The sequence below is a fragment of the Stenotrophomonas sp. LST15-1-1.1 genome (genome assembly GCF_040815575.1).
In the GTDB taxonomy this organism is placed as follows: domain Bacteria; phylum Pseudomonadota; class Gammaproteobacteria; order Xanthomonadales; family Xanthomonadaceae; genus Stenotrophomonas; species Stenotrophomonas lactitubi_B.
In genome coordinates this window covers 435,469-450,968 of sequence record NZ_JBFPNJ010000001.1, presented here as the reverse complement: position 1 = coordinate 450,968, position 15,500 = coordinate 435,469, and the positions used below count along the sequence as shown (strand labels likewise).

Genomic DNA, 15,500 nt, shown 5'->3' with positions numbered 1-15,500 from the left:
CATCAGTTGTAGACAACCTTGTAGTTGACGTACGACTGCACGAAGCCGGGCGCAGCAGCGCCGTTGACGGCGACGTACTGGCTGGCCATGTCGATCACGGCGGTGTTGTTGGCGATGGTCACCGGATCGGTCTTGAAGGACGGGTCACGCAGATCGACCACGGCGTTCTTGTACAGCACCTGGATCTGGGTGTTGACGGCCGGTGCATTGGCTTCCTGGTTGCGCAGGTTGCCGTTGCCCGCGTCCACCTGGCCAGCGGTCGGGTCGAAGTACAGTTCGGCGATCTTGCCGTTCTGGCAGGTGCCCTGGCCCGGGCCGCCGATGACCAGCTGGAACGGGTGCAGGCCCGCGATGTCGCCGGCCGCTGCCAGCTGGTTGGCCTGGACCGGATCCATCGGCACGGTGATGTTGGTGGTGCCGATGGCGCCTGCACCGCCGGAGATCGTGCAGGTCAGGTCGGTCACTTCACCGGTGAATTCAATGACGCCCGAGCCATAGGACTGGGCATTGGCGGCCGCAGCGGCCAGCAGCAGGGTTGCAGCGGAAGCAATCGGGAGGAGCTTCATGGTGTTGGATTCTTCTTCACAGGTGTGATCCGCGCGAGGCGGTGGAAAGGCCCCGCCGCCGGGGAGGACGGCGGGGCCGGGGACGGGCGGGACACCTGGGGAGAAGCGTCCTTCCCGGCAGACCGGTTCATTGGCCTACGGGAGGAATGCTAGGAATCGAAGGCGATTGCCTCCATCGGACCCGGCCGAGATTTCGGCTGCGGTCGCTGAACGCGGGTTGCCCGCGGATCACGCGTCATCACGCTCGTCGTCGGCAGGCGCACGCAGATGCCAATGACGGCGCAGCTGGCTGCGGCGCCTCGGGGAGGCGAACAGGTAGTGATTCAGCAGTTCGAGGAAGTGCGCCTGCGCGGCTGCGGGCAGCTGGGTGAAGTGCAACAGCAGGGCAGTCAAACGGGGGTCGTCTCGAACGGACACATCATCACCGCAGCAAGGGATACCCCTCCGAGCCTAGGCATGGACAGCGGCAGGTCCATCGGACCCGTCCTCAATCAGTCGGCAGATCCTTCGCCACCAGCACCCGCGCGTGCGTTCTGTGACGCCTGCACAAGGCCGTGCGTCAGTGCGTACTCGAAGATCTCCGCATCGCGCTGCAATCCAAGCTTGCGCATCGCGGCGATCTTCTGCGTGCTGATGGTCTTGCGGCTGCGTCCAACGCGCTGGGCGATCTGCATCACGCTCAGCCCCTCGGCGAACATCCGCAGAACCTCCGACTCCCGCTTCGACAGGGCTTCTACCTCCTGCACATCACCCTGCGACTCAACCTCAGCGATCAGCCGTGCGATCTCCGCTGAAATGAAGGCCTGCCTGCGGCTGGCGGCATGCACGGCGGGAACCAGCTGTTCCAGCGGATCGCTCTTGCTGACGATGCATGACACCCCGGCCCGCTGGATCGAGCGCAGGACCATGGGACTTTCCATGCCGGTCAGCACCACCAGGTGCAGCGCCGGAAAGCGACGCTGCAGGAACCGCAGCAGGGTAACCCCATCCCCATAGCGGCCGTTGGGCATCGAGAAATCGCAGACCGCCACATCAACCGGTGTGCGGCTGAGCAGATCGACCAGTTCGGTGGAGTCGCGTACCAGTCCGGCGATGGCCAGGTCCGGCTCGGCCTCCACCAGGTGCTCCATGCCGGCCAGCAGGACCGGATGGTCATCGGCCACGACGATGTTCAACGGCATGCTCGCTTCCTCTCCTGATGGTGAACCGCACGACCTGCCCGGGGGCGGTCGGCTGCCTTATAGTGGTCCGCGCCAATTACGGCAATTTCTGTCGGTTTAATCAACAGAGACCCTCCATGTCCCATCCGATCATCCGCGTCGCCATCGCCGACGACCATCCGGTCATCCGCATGGGTATCGAAGCTGCCATCGACGAGATCCCCACCCTGTCCTGCATCGGCGCGGTAGGCGATTCCTCGGCCCTGGTCGCGCTGCTGCAGCAGACTGCCTGCGATGTCGTGGTGACCGACTACGCAATGCCCGGCGGCGCCTTCGGTGACGGGCTGCAGCTGCTCGACCATCTGCGCACGCACTTTCCCGACCTGCGCCTGATCGTGATGACCGGGCTCGACCAGCCGGCGATGATCCAGGCGCTGCACGCCAGCGGCATCGACCACATCCTGAGCAAGGCCGATGACACCAGCCACGTGCCAGCGGCGATCGCCGCAGCATGGGCCAACCGTCGCTACCTGTCGCCATCGATCACCCAGCTGCTGCCTGCACGCGGGGCGCCGCGCGCCATCGCAGCGCTGTCGCCCCGCGAGCACGAGGTGCTGGTGCTGTTCGTCTCGGGGCTGAGCGTCAATGAAATCGCAACCCGGCTGGACCGCCGCAAGCAGACGATCAGTACCCAGAAGACCGCCGGAATGGCCAAGCTCGGTATCGACAAGGACGCCGACCTGTTCAAGTTCGCCAGCGAACTGGGGCTGCGCACCCCCAGGCCGGATACGGAGTAGCCGCAGCCTGCTCACACGTCGTCCCGCAGGCCATCGCGATAGGCGTCGATCAGATCGCGCAGATCGGACAGCAGAGCAATGCGTTCGTCCTCCGGCAGCAATTGCCCTTCGCGCAGCAACCGTTCGGCATCGCCAAAACGCGTGCCAAGCGGTTTCTCACCCATCATCAGCAGCACGCCCTTCAGCGCATGCAGCTGCTCCAGCAGCACCTCGTCGTCGCCGCTCTCGCCTGCGGCCTGCATCCTGTCCAGATCGCGGGTGCTGCTTTCCACGAACAATGCGCGCAGCTTGTGCGGCTTGTCCTTGCCTGCCGGCGAAGGCGAGCGTGGTGGCGACGGCAGCGCCTGCAGGTAGCGGTCCAGCATCGCCAGCAGCCGGGCCAGGTCCAGCGGCTTGAGCAGCAGGTCGTCGATGCCCGCCGCGCGGCAGCGTTCGCGTTCGCTTGCCAGCGCAGTGGCGGTCACGGCGAGGATCGGCAGCGTTTCGCCGCGACTGCGGAGCGCCTGTGCAAGCTGGTAGCCATCAAGTACCGGCATGTTGATGTCGGTCATCACGATATCCCATGCGCCCGATTGCCAGCCGGTCAACGCCACCTGTCCGTTCTCCACCGCATCGACCTTGCAGTCCAGCTCCTCCAGCTGCTGCTGGATAAGCTCGCGATTGACCGGGTTGTCCTCCACCAGCAGAACACGGCCGCGCGCGCGGCGTACTCCGGCCTGCGGCGCAGCGGCGGGCACCCGCGGCACAGGCATCCGCTCCCCGCGCAGCGCCTGCAGCAGTGCCGGGCTGGCATAGCAGGAGACGTGCACTGCATCATCGCGCTGCTCCGGCGACAGCGGCCCCCTGGGATAGGCCCGCACGACCCTGGCATAGCTGGGCAGCACCGCCAGCTCTTCGTCATCGCTCCAGGCGCGGCGCTCGCCGAAGATCAACAGCGTGGCGTCTGGAGCGCCGTCGGCGGGTCGCTCGATCACCGTTACATCAGCGCCCCAGCGGTGCAGCAGCTGCCCGATTTCCTGCCGCCACTCCTGCGCCGACGACAACAAGGCAATGCGGCGAGCGGACAGCGGCTGGTCCGGCGCTGTCGCAACCGCTGAAGGCTGAACCGGCACGTCGAGGGTGAACACGCTGCCCACGCCCAGCGTGCTCTGCACCTGGATACGCCCCCCCAGCAGCTGCGCCAGCTGCTGGCACAGCGCCAGGCCCAGCCCGCTGCCGCCGTAGCGCCGCGAGACGCTGGCATCGCCCTGCTGGAAGGGCCTGAACAACGTGGTCACCTGTTCCTCGGAAAGACCAATGCCCGAGTCGACCACCTGCAGGCGCAGCTGCCGCTGCTCTCCCGTACCACCACCCGCCTCGGCGCGCAGCGTGATGCGACCGGAGGCAGTGAACTTCACCGCATTGCTCAGCAGGTTGTTGAGGATCTGGCGGATGCGGTGGACGTCGCCGATGAAGACCTCGTCCAGCGTTGGATCGATGGCGAAATACAGCTTCACGTCCTTGCGCTGGGCTTCGGGGGCATACAGCAGCGCAGCCTGTTCGATCAGCGGACGCAGAGCGAACGGCAGCGGATCGATGTCCAGCTGCCCTGCTTCGATCTTGGAGAAATCCAGCACGTCGCTGATGATCGCCATCAGCGAATCGGCCGACAGTCGAATCCGCTGCAGGCGCTCATGCTGGTCCGGCTGCAACGGCGACCGTGCCAGGAGTTCAAGATGCCCCAGCACGCCATTCAGCGGCGTGCGGATTTCATGGCTCATCGTCGCCACGAACGCTGTCTTGGCACGACTGGCAGCCTCGGCCGCTTCGCGCGCACGCTCCGAGTCCTGCCGCGCCTGTTGCAGCGTGTGCTGGAGTTCCACCTGCGCGGTGGCGTCGCGCATCGCGCACACCCAGACCGCCTGGTCGTGGTAATTGGCTGCCGCCAGGGCGACCTGCAACTGACGGGCGTCGTCGGTGCCGGCGTCCAGCGCCCAGTTGAATTCACCGCCACGGGCTGGCAGGCCACGTGCATGGGCGATCAGCTGCGCATAGAGTTCCGGGACGGCTTCGTCCTGACCGGATTCTCCGACCAGTTCGCGCGCCACCTGGTTCTGCAGCAGTGCGGCACCATCACGCCGGCGCAGCAGCGCCAGTCCCACCGGCGCGGTACCGATGATGGCTTGGCTCAGCGCCTCGCTCTCATACACCCGCGAGGCGTCGGCCAGCGCCGGTGCGAACACTCGACGGTCCATCCGCCACAGCAGCATCCACAGTGCAGCCAGGATCAGCAGTGCAGTGAACACGCGCAGCAGGATCGCCGCGTGTTGCTCGCGCCACAGGTCAGCCCAGCCGTAGAGGTGGGTAAGGCGCCAATCCACCCCGCGCAGCGCGCCGCTGACCAGGAACCGGCCATCATGGTACTGGCGCTGCCCGCTCGCCGAACGCGCATCCGACAGCGCCGCAGCCAGCGTGGCAGGTGACCGCGCCAGCGCCCCGCCCGCCATCACCACACGCCCGTCACCGGTGGTCACCAGGTAGCTGCCGGGATCGGTCGCTTCGAGTCGTCCCTTGAGGTTGTCGATGGATTCGAACACCACCCGGCGGAAGTACGGTACGTCCGCACGCGCCATTGTCATCACGCCAACCAACGCAGGCTGGCCGTTGAGCGGATTGTCACCGAGGAACGACACCAGGCGACGACCCTGCGCTGCGCCCACCACCGGACCGGGCGCGGGAAGCCGATCGCCCACGACAGCTTCCACCTGCATCAGCTTCTCGAATGCCTGGGCACGGGTCGGCACCTGCAGGGTCTGCAGCAGCTGGGCCTCGTCGATCACGCCGGCTACTGCCAGCAGTCGTCCCTTCGGCTCATAGGCGTACATCGTGATCGGCCCCTGCGTCTGCAGAGCGGTGATGGTCGCAGCCGTGTACGCCGAATACTCGTGCAGCATGCCCAGGTAGGCTTCCAGCTCGCCCTGTGGCATGGGCTGCGCAGGATTGCCCAGCACCAGCCAGGGCACCGATGCCCGTCCCTCCGCCCGCACCACATGCTGCCCCCCCTGCGACAGGAACTCGCCACGCAGAGGAGCACCCAAACGGCGCAGCTCGTCCTGCTGGTCCGTCCACAACGCGTCGTTGGTATTGATGCTGCTCGCATAGGCGCGATCGCGCTGGGACAGGAAATAGTCCAGCGCCGACTGCGCCTCCTGGAAGGTCTGCCGCTCGCGCGAATGGAACGCGCCGATGCCGCCGACAAGACTGGCTACCGCGGTCAGCACGATCAGGACGCTGATCAGCCCGCCACCACCGAACAGCAGGCGTCGCTGCAGCCTGCGCAGTGCGTCGATCTGGTTGATGGGCGCTGCAGGCACGGCCGGATGCATGATGTTTCCCCTTGAATGGTGTCGTGCGGTGGCGCCCGCGATGAATCTAGTCCAAGCCCTGCCCGACCGCCAGCAGCCGCTGCTCCGGCAAGGCCGGTGCCAGCAGCGCCTGCAGCAGTGACTCGCCGGAATAGCAGGATACCCGCCAGGTGACTCCCCGCCGTTGCGCGCGCAGGGGGCCATCAGCACTCACCCGCACCACGCACCGCCCGTCCTCGCCCAGAACCGGCAGTTCCCGCCCCGGCCCACGCTCGAACAGCACCAGCGGCGTGGCCGCATCGACATGGTGCTGGGCCAGCAGAGCGGGATCCTCAATCACCTGCACATGGGCGCCCCATGCCTGCAGGCGCCGGCTCAGTTCATCACTCCAACCGGCGGCGGCCGAGGCGAGTAGCACGCTGCGTCCTGCAAGCGGCCGAGGCGACGCGCCAGCCACGCGTTCCACCGGCACGGCAAAGGTAAACACACTGCCCACGGCGGGCGTACTGCGCGCATGGATCTCCCCGCCCATCCGCAGGCACAGTTCGCGGCACAACGACAGCCCCAGCCCGGACCCGCCGAAGCGGCTGATGATGCTGGCATCGGCCTGCACATAAGGCTGGAACAGCCGCTCCAGCTGCGACTGACTCAGGCCAATGCCGGAGTCAGCCACCTCCATCTGCAGCAACAGGGCATCGTCCTTCACGTCCACCCGCGCCCGCAGCGCGATGCGCCCGGAAAGGGTGAACTTCACCGCATTGCTGACCAGGTTGCGCAGTACCTGTTCGATCCGCGCCTGCGCGCCTTCCACCTGCGCAGGCACTGCCGCATCCACCGACAGGTCCATCACCAGTCCCTTGGCCTCGGCCAGCGGCGAGAACAGCACGGCAACCCGCTCCAGCAGGGCGATCGGCTCGAACGTCTCGGCCTGCAGCTCCAGCTGCCCCGCTTCGGCACGGGAAAAGTCCAGCACGTCGTTGATGATCTGCAGCAGCGAGTCGGCCGATTGGTTGATGCGGCGCAGACGCGCCTGTTGATCTTCATCGAGCGAGGACCGGCCAAGCAGTTCCAGGTGGCCAAGAATGCCGTGCAGCGGCGTGCGGATTTCGTGGCTCATCGTCGCCAGGAAGGTGCCCTTGGCGCGGCTCGCCGCTTCAGCGGCCTGGCGTGCCTGCGCCTGCTGCTGTTCGAGTTCCACACGCGCGCTGAGATCGCGCAGTGCGCACAGCAGCACGCTGCGCCCCTGGTAGGTGGCGCCCACCGCGCCAACCAGCAGTTGCCGGGCGGGTGATTTGTCGTTGGCGGGAACAGGGAGCTCGAACTCCACGGGCGCCTGGAACACGCCGGCCCCGGACTCATGTTCGGATGCCAGCTGTACCAGCTGCAGATACAGCGGTATGCCGCTTCGCTCGGCTGCCGCGGCATAGTGGCGCATCAGCTCGTTCTGCAGGACAGGACGGGCCTCTCCGCGGTCGATCAGGCAGAGCCCTACCGGCGACAACTGGATGAGGGACCGACTGAGCTGCTCGCCCTGGTAGACGCGTGCTGCGCGCGCCAGCGTCGGGCCGAACACGCGCCAGTGCAGCCAGGCGAGCAACGTCCAAAGGCCCAGCAGCAGTCCGCCGCCCAGCACGGCGGCCACAACGTACAAGCGCTTGCCATCCTGGGCGATGTCGCCCACGCAATAGGTATTCACCAGCAGCCAGTCGGTGCCGGCGACACGCAACGCCTGGTAGAAGCGCAGCCCTTGCCGGAACGCCACTACGGACTGATCACCCTGCCCGCCAGCGCGCAGCACATGCAACGCGCTGCCCAGCGGCAACCCGGCGGCATCCGCGGTGCCGGCAACCACCCTGCCATCAGCGGTCACTACGAAAGAGGTGCCGCGATCTGCAACCGCCATTACCCGTGCGAGCCGATCGGTGGGCTCCAGGGTCACGAATGTACCAATCGCGCCTCCCTTGTCGTGCGCCGAAAGCCGTACCGCGATCGAAGCGGCGGCGCTTACGGGATGGCGCACCAATGCGATCTGCATGGCGCTGTCCGTGCCGGGCGCAGCAGCTGCGGAGGGCGCCGACAGCCGTTGCAGCTGCTGGAACAGACCAGCGCGATGGCCGGCGCCGGTGGCAGCCAGCAGGCGCTGTTCGGTCAGCCCGTCTCCCAGCACCAGGAACTGGTGGCTGGGATCGAAGAAGAAGCCACTGGCGGCCGTATCCGGCTCCCCCTGGGGCGTACTCAGCCTGCGGATCACCGACAGCGAATGGGCCAACGTGAGATAGCGATCCAGGCGGGCAAGCGGCCAGGTGTCGGTACCGACCCCCAGCACCATCTGCGGAGCGCTTTCGGGCCCTGCGCTGACGATCATCCGCTGGCCACCAGACAGGTAGCGCTCGCGCTCCGCCAGGCGGGTCGCGGCATCGCTGTCCGGGCGATGCCGCCAGGCATATTCGGCCATGTTCAACATGCGCTGGTGTGCCGCATCTGCCGCCACCAGATGCGCCTCGACTGCGGCATGGGTGCGCTGCAGTCCTTCCAGACGACGTGTCTGGAAGCCGCTGGCATGCAGCAGCACCAGCGCGACCGCCCCGGCAACGATGGCGAGGCTGAGCAGGCAACCGCCCCACAGCAGCACGCGGTGCTGGTAGCGGCGCAGAGCACTGACGTCGCAGTCCTCGTCGTCGAAGGAGCCGCGTCCGCGCAACAGGGGGGGAAGGGAGGGAAACCAGTGCATGGGAGCAGGAGGCGACCCCGGCGCACAATGTCGGGGTGGCGCTCTCGTGGAAGGGCCGGTGATGGGATCACGAGGCTATCGGCGCCCTGCCTCGCTCCCCATAGGACAGGGCTGAGTTCGTTCCACCGCGACCTGCCTGGCGCCCTCGTGGCAGGCGGTCAGTCCTGCGGCAGGCGCCGCTGCTTCAGCCGTGTATCGGCCAGCCCCACCGCCAGCAGCACGATGCTGGTCAGCCACCCTGCGGCCAGCAGGTGCATCCATGGCAGCACGAAGCCGAGTACGACCAGCGCCGCCGCCCCTGCCAGGTGCGAGCGCGGCACGCGGCCGTAGACCGCCCGCTTGTACAGTGCGCTGCCCAACAGGTAGATCAACGGTCCCGCCGCAAGCATCGCGGCATACGGCAGGGTCACTGCCGCCTCCGGCTCGTCCATCACCAGATCATTGCCGACGGCGGTGGCGATGATGCCGGCGATCAACAGCGCGTGCACATAGTGGAAATAGGCGCCGATGCGACCCGGGTCGTCGGAGCGGGTGATGGTGTCGGTGGCGTCCCGGCTGGAGATGCCGAAGTACAGCCACCACATCGCGATCGTACCGGCGAAGGTCGCCAGCACCGCCGAAACCACCGCGCCACTCCAGTGCTCCACTTCGCTCAGCACGCCGCCGGTTGCCAGCAGCGTCTCACCCAGTGCGACGATCACGAACAGCTGGCAGCGCTCGGCCAGATGCCCCCCTTCGATGGTCCACTCGCGGGTCCGCGAACGGCCGAGGCCAGGAAACGCGAAGCCGAACATCGGCGAGATGTATTCGCAGGCTACGGCCAGCGCCCACAGCGCCAACCGCGCATGGCCTTCGACCGCCGCACCGGCCAGCCAGAAGCAGGCCGACACGCTGACCCAGGCCAGCATGCGCCTGAAATTGGCGGCCAGCGGGTGCACGCGCCCTACTTCCAGCAGGACGAACAGCGTCCGCCCCACCTGCATCGTGGCGTACGCGCCGGCGAAGATCCATGCGCGTCCGGCAAAGGCTTCGGGGATGGACGAAGACATCAGCAACGCCAGCAGCATCGTGACGAACAGCAGGCCGCGGATGCGCGGCGCTTCCGGGTCGAACCAGTTGCTGACCCAGCACGCGTACTGCCAGCCAAGCCAGACCGCAAACCACAGCACCAGCGTCTGCAGCACGCCCAGCAGGCCCAGGTGGTGCAGCAGGTGGTGGCTGAGCTGGGTGACGGCGAACACGTAGACCAGATCGAAGAACAGTTCTTCGTAGGTCACCCGTGCATGATGGCCATCGCGACGACGCAGGGCGGGAAGACGGGGCGTTGCCGGCATCACGGCTCCTTGGTTCAGCGGCCCAGCCGCCAGAAAATAACACCGGCTACCAGCGCCGGGACGGCAAACACCAGCAGCAGGATCGGCAGCTCCTCGCGCACCGTATAGCCCGCCCGGCTGACCCCCACCCACATGTTCGCCACCGACACCAGCAGCCAGGTGCCGATGAAGGCCAACAGCGCCGTGGGCAGCTGCGAGCTGCCCGTGCTCCAGAGCCTGCCGAACAGGGCGAAGACGCCCAGCAACAGGAACCCGCCGACGATCACCAGAAGCACGTGCATGGTCACTCTCTCCGATGGCTGCCCTGCAGCCTATCTGCAGCCAAGTGCGCGCTGCAGAGGGTGATCGTGGATTCACTTTCCCGAAGCGGCGAACAATCCCGTTGTCCGTCACCAGGGCCACACTGGATGACGCTGCACTGGCGTTGCCGCACGGGCCCATGGCGCCCTTATGGGTGCCATGAAATCTATGCGTGACGCGGCGAAGGAGGCCCATGCTAGTTTCTGGGCCTCCTTCATCGGTGTCCTCCCATGCGCCTGCAGACCCTCGCCATCAGCCTCGCTGCCCTGCTTCCCGCTGCAACTTCTGCCGCCGAACCGCCGCTGCCGCAACTGCGTGCCTACACCGTGGATGCGTCCTGGCTGAAGCCGATGGCACCACTGCAGATTGCCGACCACACCTGGCAGATCGGCACCGAAGACCTGACCGCGCTGCTGGTGCAGACGCCGCAGGGCGCGGTGCTGCTCGATGGCGGCATGCCGCAGATGGCCGACCACCTGCTGCGCAACATGAAAGCGCGCGGTGTTGCGCCGCAGGATCTGCGCCTGATCCTGCTCAGCCATGCCCACGCCGACCACGCCGGCCCGGTTGCAGCGCTCAAGCGCAGTACCGGCGCGCAGATCGTGGCCAATGCCGAATCGGCGGTGCTGCTGGCACGCGGAGGCAGCCACGACCTGCACTTCGGTGATGACATTACCTATCCGCCGGCAACTGCGGACAGGATCATCATGGACGGCGAGGTGGTCTCGCTCGGTGGCATCGACTTCACCGCGCACTTCGTGCCCGGCCACACCCCGGGCAGCACCGCCTGGACCTGGACCGATACCCGCCAAGGCACGCCGGTGCGCATCGTCTACGCCGACAGCCTGAGCGCACCGGGCTATCAACTGCAGGACAACCCACGCTACCCGCACCTGATCGACGACTACCGTCGCAGCTTTGCCACGGTGCGCGCCCTGCCCTGCGACATCCTGCTGACCCCGCATCCCGGTGCCAGCGGCTGGAACTACAGCGCTGGTGCCAAGGCCGGTGCCAAGGCCCTGACCTGCAAGGGCTATGCGGATGAGGCCGGGAAGAAGTTCGACGCGCAGCTGGCCAAGGAAGCGGCCGGGGCCCGCTGATCCTGTAGAGCCGAGCCGATGCTCGGCTTGCCGGCCGAACGCAGCCGAGCGTGGGCTCGGCTCTACACGCGGCGCGCCGAAGAAGGACTACGAGGATGCAGCCGAACGGGCGCTCGACACGCAGCTGGCCAAACGGCCGGGGCCCGCTGATCCTGTAGAGCCGAGCCGATGCTCGGCTTGCCGGCCGAACGCAGCCGAGCGTGGGCTCGGCTCTACACAGGCCCCGTGGAAGGGTGCCGGTCAGACCGACCGGCACCGCCACTGACTGTCAGCCTCCCTGGCCGTGCTGGGCGAAGGGCTCGGTGCTGCCGTCGGTGCGTACCAGCTCGACGGTGTACGGCTGCACATAGCCATCAGGCATTTCCATGCCCGGCGAGCCGGCCGGCATGCCCGGCAGCACCAGGCCACGCGCCGTCGGCCGTTCCTCCAGCAGCCGCTTGATGTCCTCGGCCGGAATATGGCCTTCCACCACGTAGCCAGCGATCTCGGCGGTATGACAGGACGCCTTGCCGGCCGGCACGCCGAGGCGCTGCTTGACCGGATGCATGTCATCGGTGTCACGTATCTCAACCGGGAAGCCGGCAGCCTTGAGGTGGTCGGCCCACACGCCACAGCAACCACAACTGGCCGTCTTGTGCACGATGGCCAGCGGCAATTCGGGATCGATCGTCGGCCCAGCCGCGACCGCGACTGCCGAGGCGGTTGTGATTGCGGTTGCGGACGAGGACACGGCCTCTTCGGAGGCGCGCGCGCAGGCAGTGCCCAGCAGAACGGTGGTAAGCAACAGGCTCAGGGAAAGCGTGCGGTTCATATGTCAGGTGGTCCTTTGCAATCGCAGGCGCGAGCGCCTGCCACCCACACGACGGATTCGCGTGGGTCAGGTAGATGAGGGGGTACTGCAGGACGGCAGGCACGCAATGCCTGCGCGCGATCAGGCGATCGGCGGACGGATCAGGTGCGGCAGCGCAGGCGCGGGATGACCGGGTCGCAGCGCGTCGCCGGGCACTGCACGCAGCGGCCATGCGGCAAGGCTTGCCGCCAACGGCAGCATGGCCACACTGGCCGGCACGCATTCGCAACCCTCGCTGCTGCACGCGCCTGCGTCCTGGTCATCGCAGCAGGCGGGCGCGGCAGAGATCGCAGTGTTGGCGCTCTCGTGAGGTGCACCGCAATGACCCTCGCTGGCCTGGCCGTTGATGCCGCCCGAGGCAAGCGCCAGCGCCGGTGCATTCAGCACCAGGGTCAGGAGCAGCATCAGTCGCAGCAGCAGGCCGGATATATCCACGGCTTGATGATAGCCGACGCACGAGGCACCCGTCGCCGCTGCCGGATGTCATCATGGAGGACGTTCATTGGAGCTTTTCCATGCCTGCCCGCTGCGCCTCTGCTGCTCTCCTGCTGTCTGCATTGCTGAGCCTTCCGGTGATGGCAGGCGAACGGCAATGGACCGTGCTGTCCAGCGGCGATGCTGACGACACCCATGAGCGCTGGCAGGTGAGCGCGACGCGGTTGCATACACTGCCCGCCTTCGACCCGGCACGCGCCGAGGCGCCGCTGTCGGTGCATCAAGCCACGGCGGCAGCGCTGGCCCACGCACGCCTGCGTTATCCCAGCGATGACTTCGTGGTCTCTGAGGTCAGCCTGCAGCGGTTCACCGCCGGCGCGGCGCCGCCTGCCGAAGACGCAGCGCGCGGCTGGGTGTACCTGGTCAGCCTCGATTACAACGCCAAGGGCTGGACCCAGATGGTGCCGGTACTGCTGGATGGCAGCATCGTGCTGAGCGACAACGAGGAACCTTAGGCACGGCGTCTCACGCCGGCACCTCGGCCTGCGCGCGCATCCGTACCGGAATGGATTTCGCCGCCGGCGTACCGCTGATCCGATCGTAGTAGTCCAGCGGCAGCAGCGGGTTCAGCTCCGGGTAGTAGCCGGCCAACGCGCCGCGCGGCATCGGATAGTCCAGCACGGTCAGGCCTTCGATGCGCCGCGTCACGCCATCGTCGCTGATCGTTTCCAGGCTCACCAGGGCTTCCTTGCCGAGCCCGCGTGCCAGACGGTCTTCGATGTTCATGAACACCACCATGCGGTCGTTGTACACGCCCCGGTAGCGGTCGTTGTAGCTGTAGATGGTGGTGTTGTACTGGTCGTGCGAACGCACCGTGGCCAGCCGCAGCATCTCCGGGTCATCGACCACCGTGTTCACTTCCAGGCCCGGCATGACGAGGATGTTGGCCTTTCCGTTCGGCGTCGGCCACACGCGCCGGCGCGGTGGAATATCCAGGTGGAAACCGTGCAGTGCCTGGATGCGTTCGTTGAAGCCTGCGTAGATGTCCGGGTAGACGGCGGCGATCAGGTCGCGGATCGGACCGTAATCATGCATGTACGCGGCCCAGTCCACCTTGCTGTCCGGCAACGCCGCCATCGCCATGCGGCAGACGATCTCCACTTCCGGCAGCACGTGCTCGCTGGCCGGCTCCAGCACGCCGCGCGAGGCGGTCACGTTGGACATCGCATCTTCGATGGTGACGAACTGTTCCCCCAGCGGCGTGCGGATCCACTCCGAGCGCGCCACTACCGGCAGGATCAGCGCGTCGCGGCCGTGCACAAGATGGCCTCGGTTGAGCTTGGTGGCGATGCCCACGGTCAGCTCCAGCCTGCGCATGGCCGCGTAGGCGCGTTCGGTATCGGGCACCGCATGGATGAAATTGCCGCCCATGCCGATGAACACCTTGGCGCTGCCATCCAGCATCGCCGCGATCGACTCGACCACGTGGTGGCCGTGTTCGCGTGGCGGATCAAAACCGAATACCTGCTGCACGCGATCCAGGTAGCGCGCGGTGGGCTTTTCATCGATGCCGACCGTGCGGTCGCCCTGCACGTTGGAATGCCCGCGGATCGGGCCGATGCCCGCGCCCGGCTTGCCGAAGTTGCCGCGCAGCAACAACAGGTTGGCCACCTGCTGCAGCAGCCGCGAACCCTGCTGGTGCTGGGTCAGGCCCATTCCATAGCAGATGACCGTCGCGCGCGAACGGATATAGATCTCCGCGCAGCGCCGTATCTGCTCCTGCGCGATGCCCGACACCCGCACGATCTCATCCCAGTCCTGCGCCAGCACGTCTTCGCGCAGTGCCTCCAGGCCAACGGTATGCTCGGCCAGGAAGGCATGATCCAGCACCTGCTCGCCCTGCGCTTCGCGCTCGAACATCACCTTCATCATGCCCTTGATCAGCGCCAGGTCGCCGCCGATGCGCACGTGCACGAACTCGCTGGTGATCTCGGTGGAACCGAACGTGGCCATCTGCACCACATCCTGCGGTTCGGTGAAACGGATCAGGGCGCGCTCGGGCATCGGGTTGACCGCCACGATCGGCACGCCGCGTTTGCGTGCTTCCACCAGGTTGCTCATCATCCGCGGCGAGTTGGTGCCGGTGTTCTGGCCCATCACGAAGATCGCCTCGGCGTGTTCGAAGTCGTCCAGCACGATGGTGCCCTTGCCCACGCCGATCGCCGGCGGCAGGCCCCGGCTGGTCGGCTCGTGGCACATGTTCGAGCAGTCCGGGAAGTTGTTGGTGCCGAACTCGCGCACGAAGATCGAATACAGGAAGGCCGCCTCATTGGGCGTGCGGCCGGAGGTGTAGAACTCGGCCTGATCGGGGCTGTCCAGCGCCTGCAGATGGCGGCCGATCAGCGCGAACGCCTCGTCCCATTCGCAGGGCACGTAGTGGTCGGTGGCAGCGTCGTAGCGCATCGGCTCGGTCAGCCGGCCCTGCAGTTCCAGCCAGTAGTCGGTCTGCGCCATCAGCTCGGTGACGGTGTGCTGGGCGAACAGCTCGCGGGTCACCCGGTGCTGGGTCGCTTCCCAGGCCAGGGCCTTGGCGCCGTTCTCGCAGAATTCCAGTTTCTTGCGATGGTCGGCATCGGGGAACGCGCAACTGGGGCACTTGAAGCCACCCGGCTGGTTCATGGCCAGCAGTGCCTTCGATCCCTTGCCGATCACGCTCTGCTGCAGCAGCACCTTGGCGGTCGCACCGGCGGCCCCCCAGCCGCCTGCCGGTTGGTTGTAGGGCTTGTAACGCGGCGGCTTCTGTTCGGACATGGTCGGACCTGCGTTGGTGGAGTGCCTGCCTGCAGTGCCGGGCCCGCGCCCGGCTGCCGTGGCCAGTCAAGC

At 66.9% G+C, this 15,500-nt stretch carries 13 protein-coding genes; 3 read left to right on the top strand and 10 right to left on the bottom strand.

Going from position 1 to position 15,500, the window contains the following annotated elements; all coding sequences use genetic code 11:
• Positions 1-2 precede the first annotated feature (2 nt).
• The 3 genes from MRBLST15_RS02095 to MRBLST15_RS02085 all read right to left on the bottom strand — a co-directional run bounded on the left by MRBLST15_RS02095 (position 3) and on the right by MRBLST15_RS02085 (position 1,747).
• Positions 3-566 (bottom strand): fimbrial protein, encoded by a 564-nt coding sequence (locus MRBLST15_RS02095; protein WP_230109317.1) that lies wholly within the window; start codon positions 564-566, stop codon positions 3-5.
• A gap of 228 nt (positions 567-794) precedes the next feature.
• Positions 795-959 carry a hypothetical protein gene (locus MRBLST15_RS02090; RefSeq protein WP_312704028.1) on the bottom strand — a complete coding sequence of 55 codons (165 nt, stop codon included), beginning with the start codon at positions 957-959 and terminating at the stop codon, positions 795-797.
• Between the two features lie 98 nt (positions 960-1,057).
• On the bottom strand, positions 1,058-1,747 hold the full coding sequence (locus tag MRBLST15_RS02085) for a response regulator (RefSeq protein WP_367784983.1): 690 nt from the start codon (positions 1,745-1,747) through the stop codon (positions 1,058-1,060).
• Between the two features lie 116 nt (positions 1,748-1,863).
• Between MRBLST15_RS02085 and MRBLST15_RS02080 the strand changes: the two genes are divergently transcribed.
• Positions 1,864-2,523: a response regulator gene (locus MRBLST15_RS02080; protein WP_367784981.1), complete on the top strand. Its 660-nt coding sequence runs from the start codon at positions 1,864-1,866 to the stop codon at positions 2,521-2,523.
• Between the two features lie 11 nt (positions 2,524-2,534).
• Here MRBLST15_RS02080 and MRBLST15_RS02075 read toward each other — a convergent pair whose 3' ends face one another.
• The 4 genes from MRBLST15_RS02075 to MRBLST15_RS02060 form a co-directional block, all read right to left on the bottom strand.
• Entirely contained in the window at positions 2,535-5,876 is a 3,342-nt protein-coding gene (locus MRBLST15_RS02075) for a hybrid sensor histidine kinase/response regulator (RefSeq protein ID WP_367784979.1), read from the bottom strand.
• Between the two features lie 58 nt (positions 5,877-5,934).
• Positions 5,935-8,598: an ATP-binding protein gene (locus MRBLST15_RS02070; RefSeq protein WP_367784977.1), complete on the bottom strand. Its 2,664-nt coding sequence runs from the start codon at positions 8,596-8,598 to the stop codon at positions 5,935-5,937.
• 158 nt (positions 8,599-8,756) lie between these two features.
• Positions 8,757-9,932: a low temperature requirement protein A gene (locus MRBLST15_RS02065; RefSeq protein ID WP_367784975.1), complete on the bottom strand. Its 1,176-nt coding sequence runs from the start codon at positions 9,930-9,932 to the stop codon at positions 8,757-8,759.
• A gap of 14 nt (positions 9,933-9,946) precedes the next feature.
• Entirely contained in the window at positions 9,947-10,213 is a 267-nt protein-coding gene (locus tag MRBLST15_RS02060; RefSeq protein ID WP_312704023.1) for a hypothetical protein, read from the bottom strand.
• Positions 10,214-10,462: 249 nt separating this feature from the next.
• Here MRBLST15_RS02060 and blaL1 point away from each other — a divergent pair, with 249 nt between their 5' ends.
• Positions 10,463-11,332, top strand: coding sequence for a L1 family subclass B3 metallo-beta-lactamase (gene blaL1 / locus MRBLST15_RS02055; protein ID WP_367784973.1), 870 nt, complete (start codon positions 10,463-10,465; stop codon positions 11,330-11,332).
• A gap of 268 nt (positions 11,333-11,600) precedes the next feature.
• On the opposite strand, the gene MRBLST15_RS02050 is transcribed toward blaL1, so the two are convergent.
• Both MRBLST15_RS02050 and MRBLST15_RS02045 read right to left on the bottom strand, forming a co-directional pair.
• Positions 11,601-12,143, bottom strand: coding sequence for a DUF411 domain-containing protein (locus MRBLST15_RS02050; RefSeq protein WP_367784971.1), 543 nt, complete (start codon positions 12,141-12,143; stop codon positions 11,601-11,603).
• A 120-nt stretch (positions 12,144-12,263) separates the two neighbouring features.
• On the bottom strand, positions 12,264-12,617 hold the full coding sequence (locus tag MRBLST15_RS02045) for a CopL family metal-binding regulatory protein (RefSeq protein WP_367784969.1): 354 nt from the start codon (positions 12,615-12,617) through the stop codon (positions 12,264-12,266).
• A gap of 80 nt (positions 12,618-12,697) precedes the next feature.
• Here MRBLST15_RS02045 and MRBLST15_RS02040 point away from each other — a divergent pair, with 80 nt between their 5' ends.
• The gene (locus tag MRBLST15_RS02040) at positions 12,698-13,132 is read left to right on the top strand and encodes a hypothetical protein (protein ID WP_265952495.1); all 435 of its coding nucleotides are present in this window, start codon (positions 12,698-12,700) and stop codon (positions 13,130-13,132) included.
• A gap of 10 nt (positions 13,133-13,142) precedes the next feature.
• Here MRBLST15_RS02040 and MRBLST15_RS02035 read toward each other — a convergent pair whose 3' ends face one another.
• Positions 13,143-15,428, bottom strand: coding sequence for an FdhF/YdeP family oxidoreductase (locus MRBLST15_RS02035; protein WP_367784967.1), 2,286 nt, complete (start codon positions 15,426-15,428; stop codon positions 13,143-13,145).
• Between the last annotated feature and the right edge of the window lie 72 nt (positions 15,429-15,500).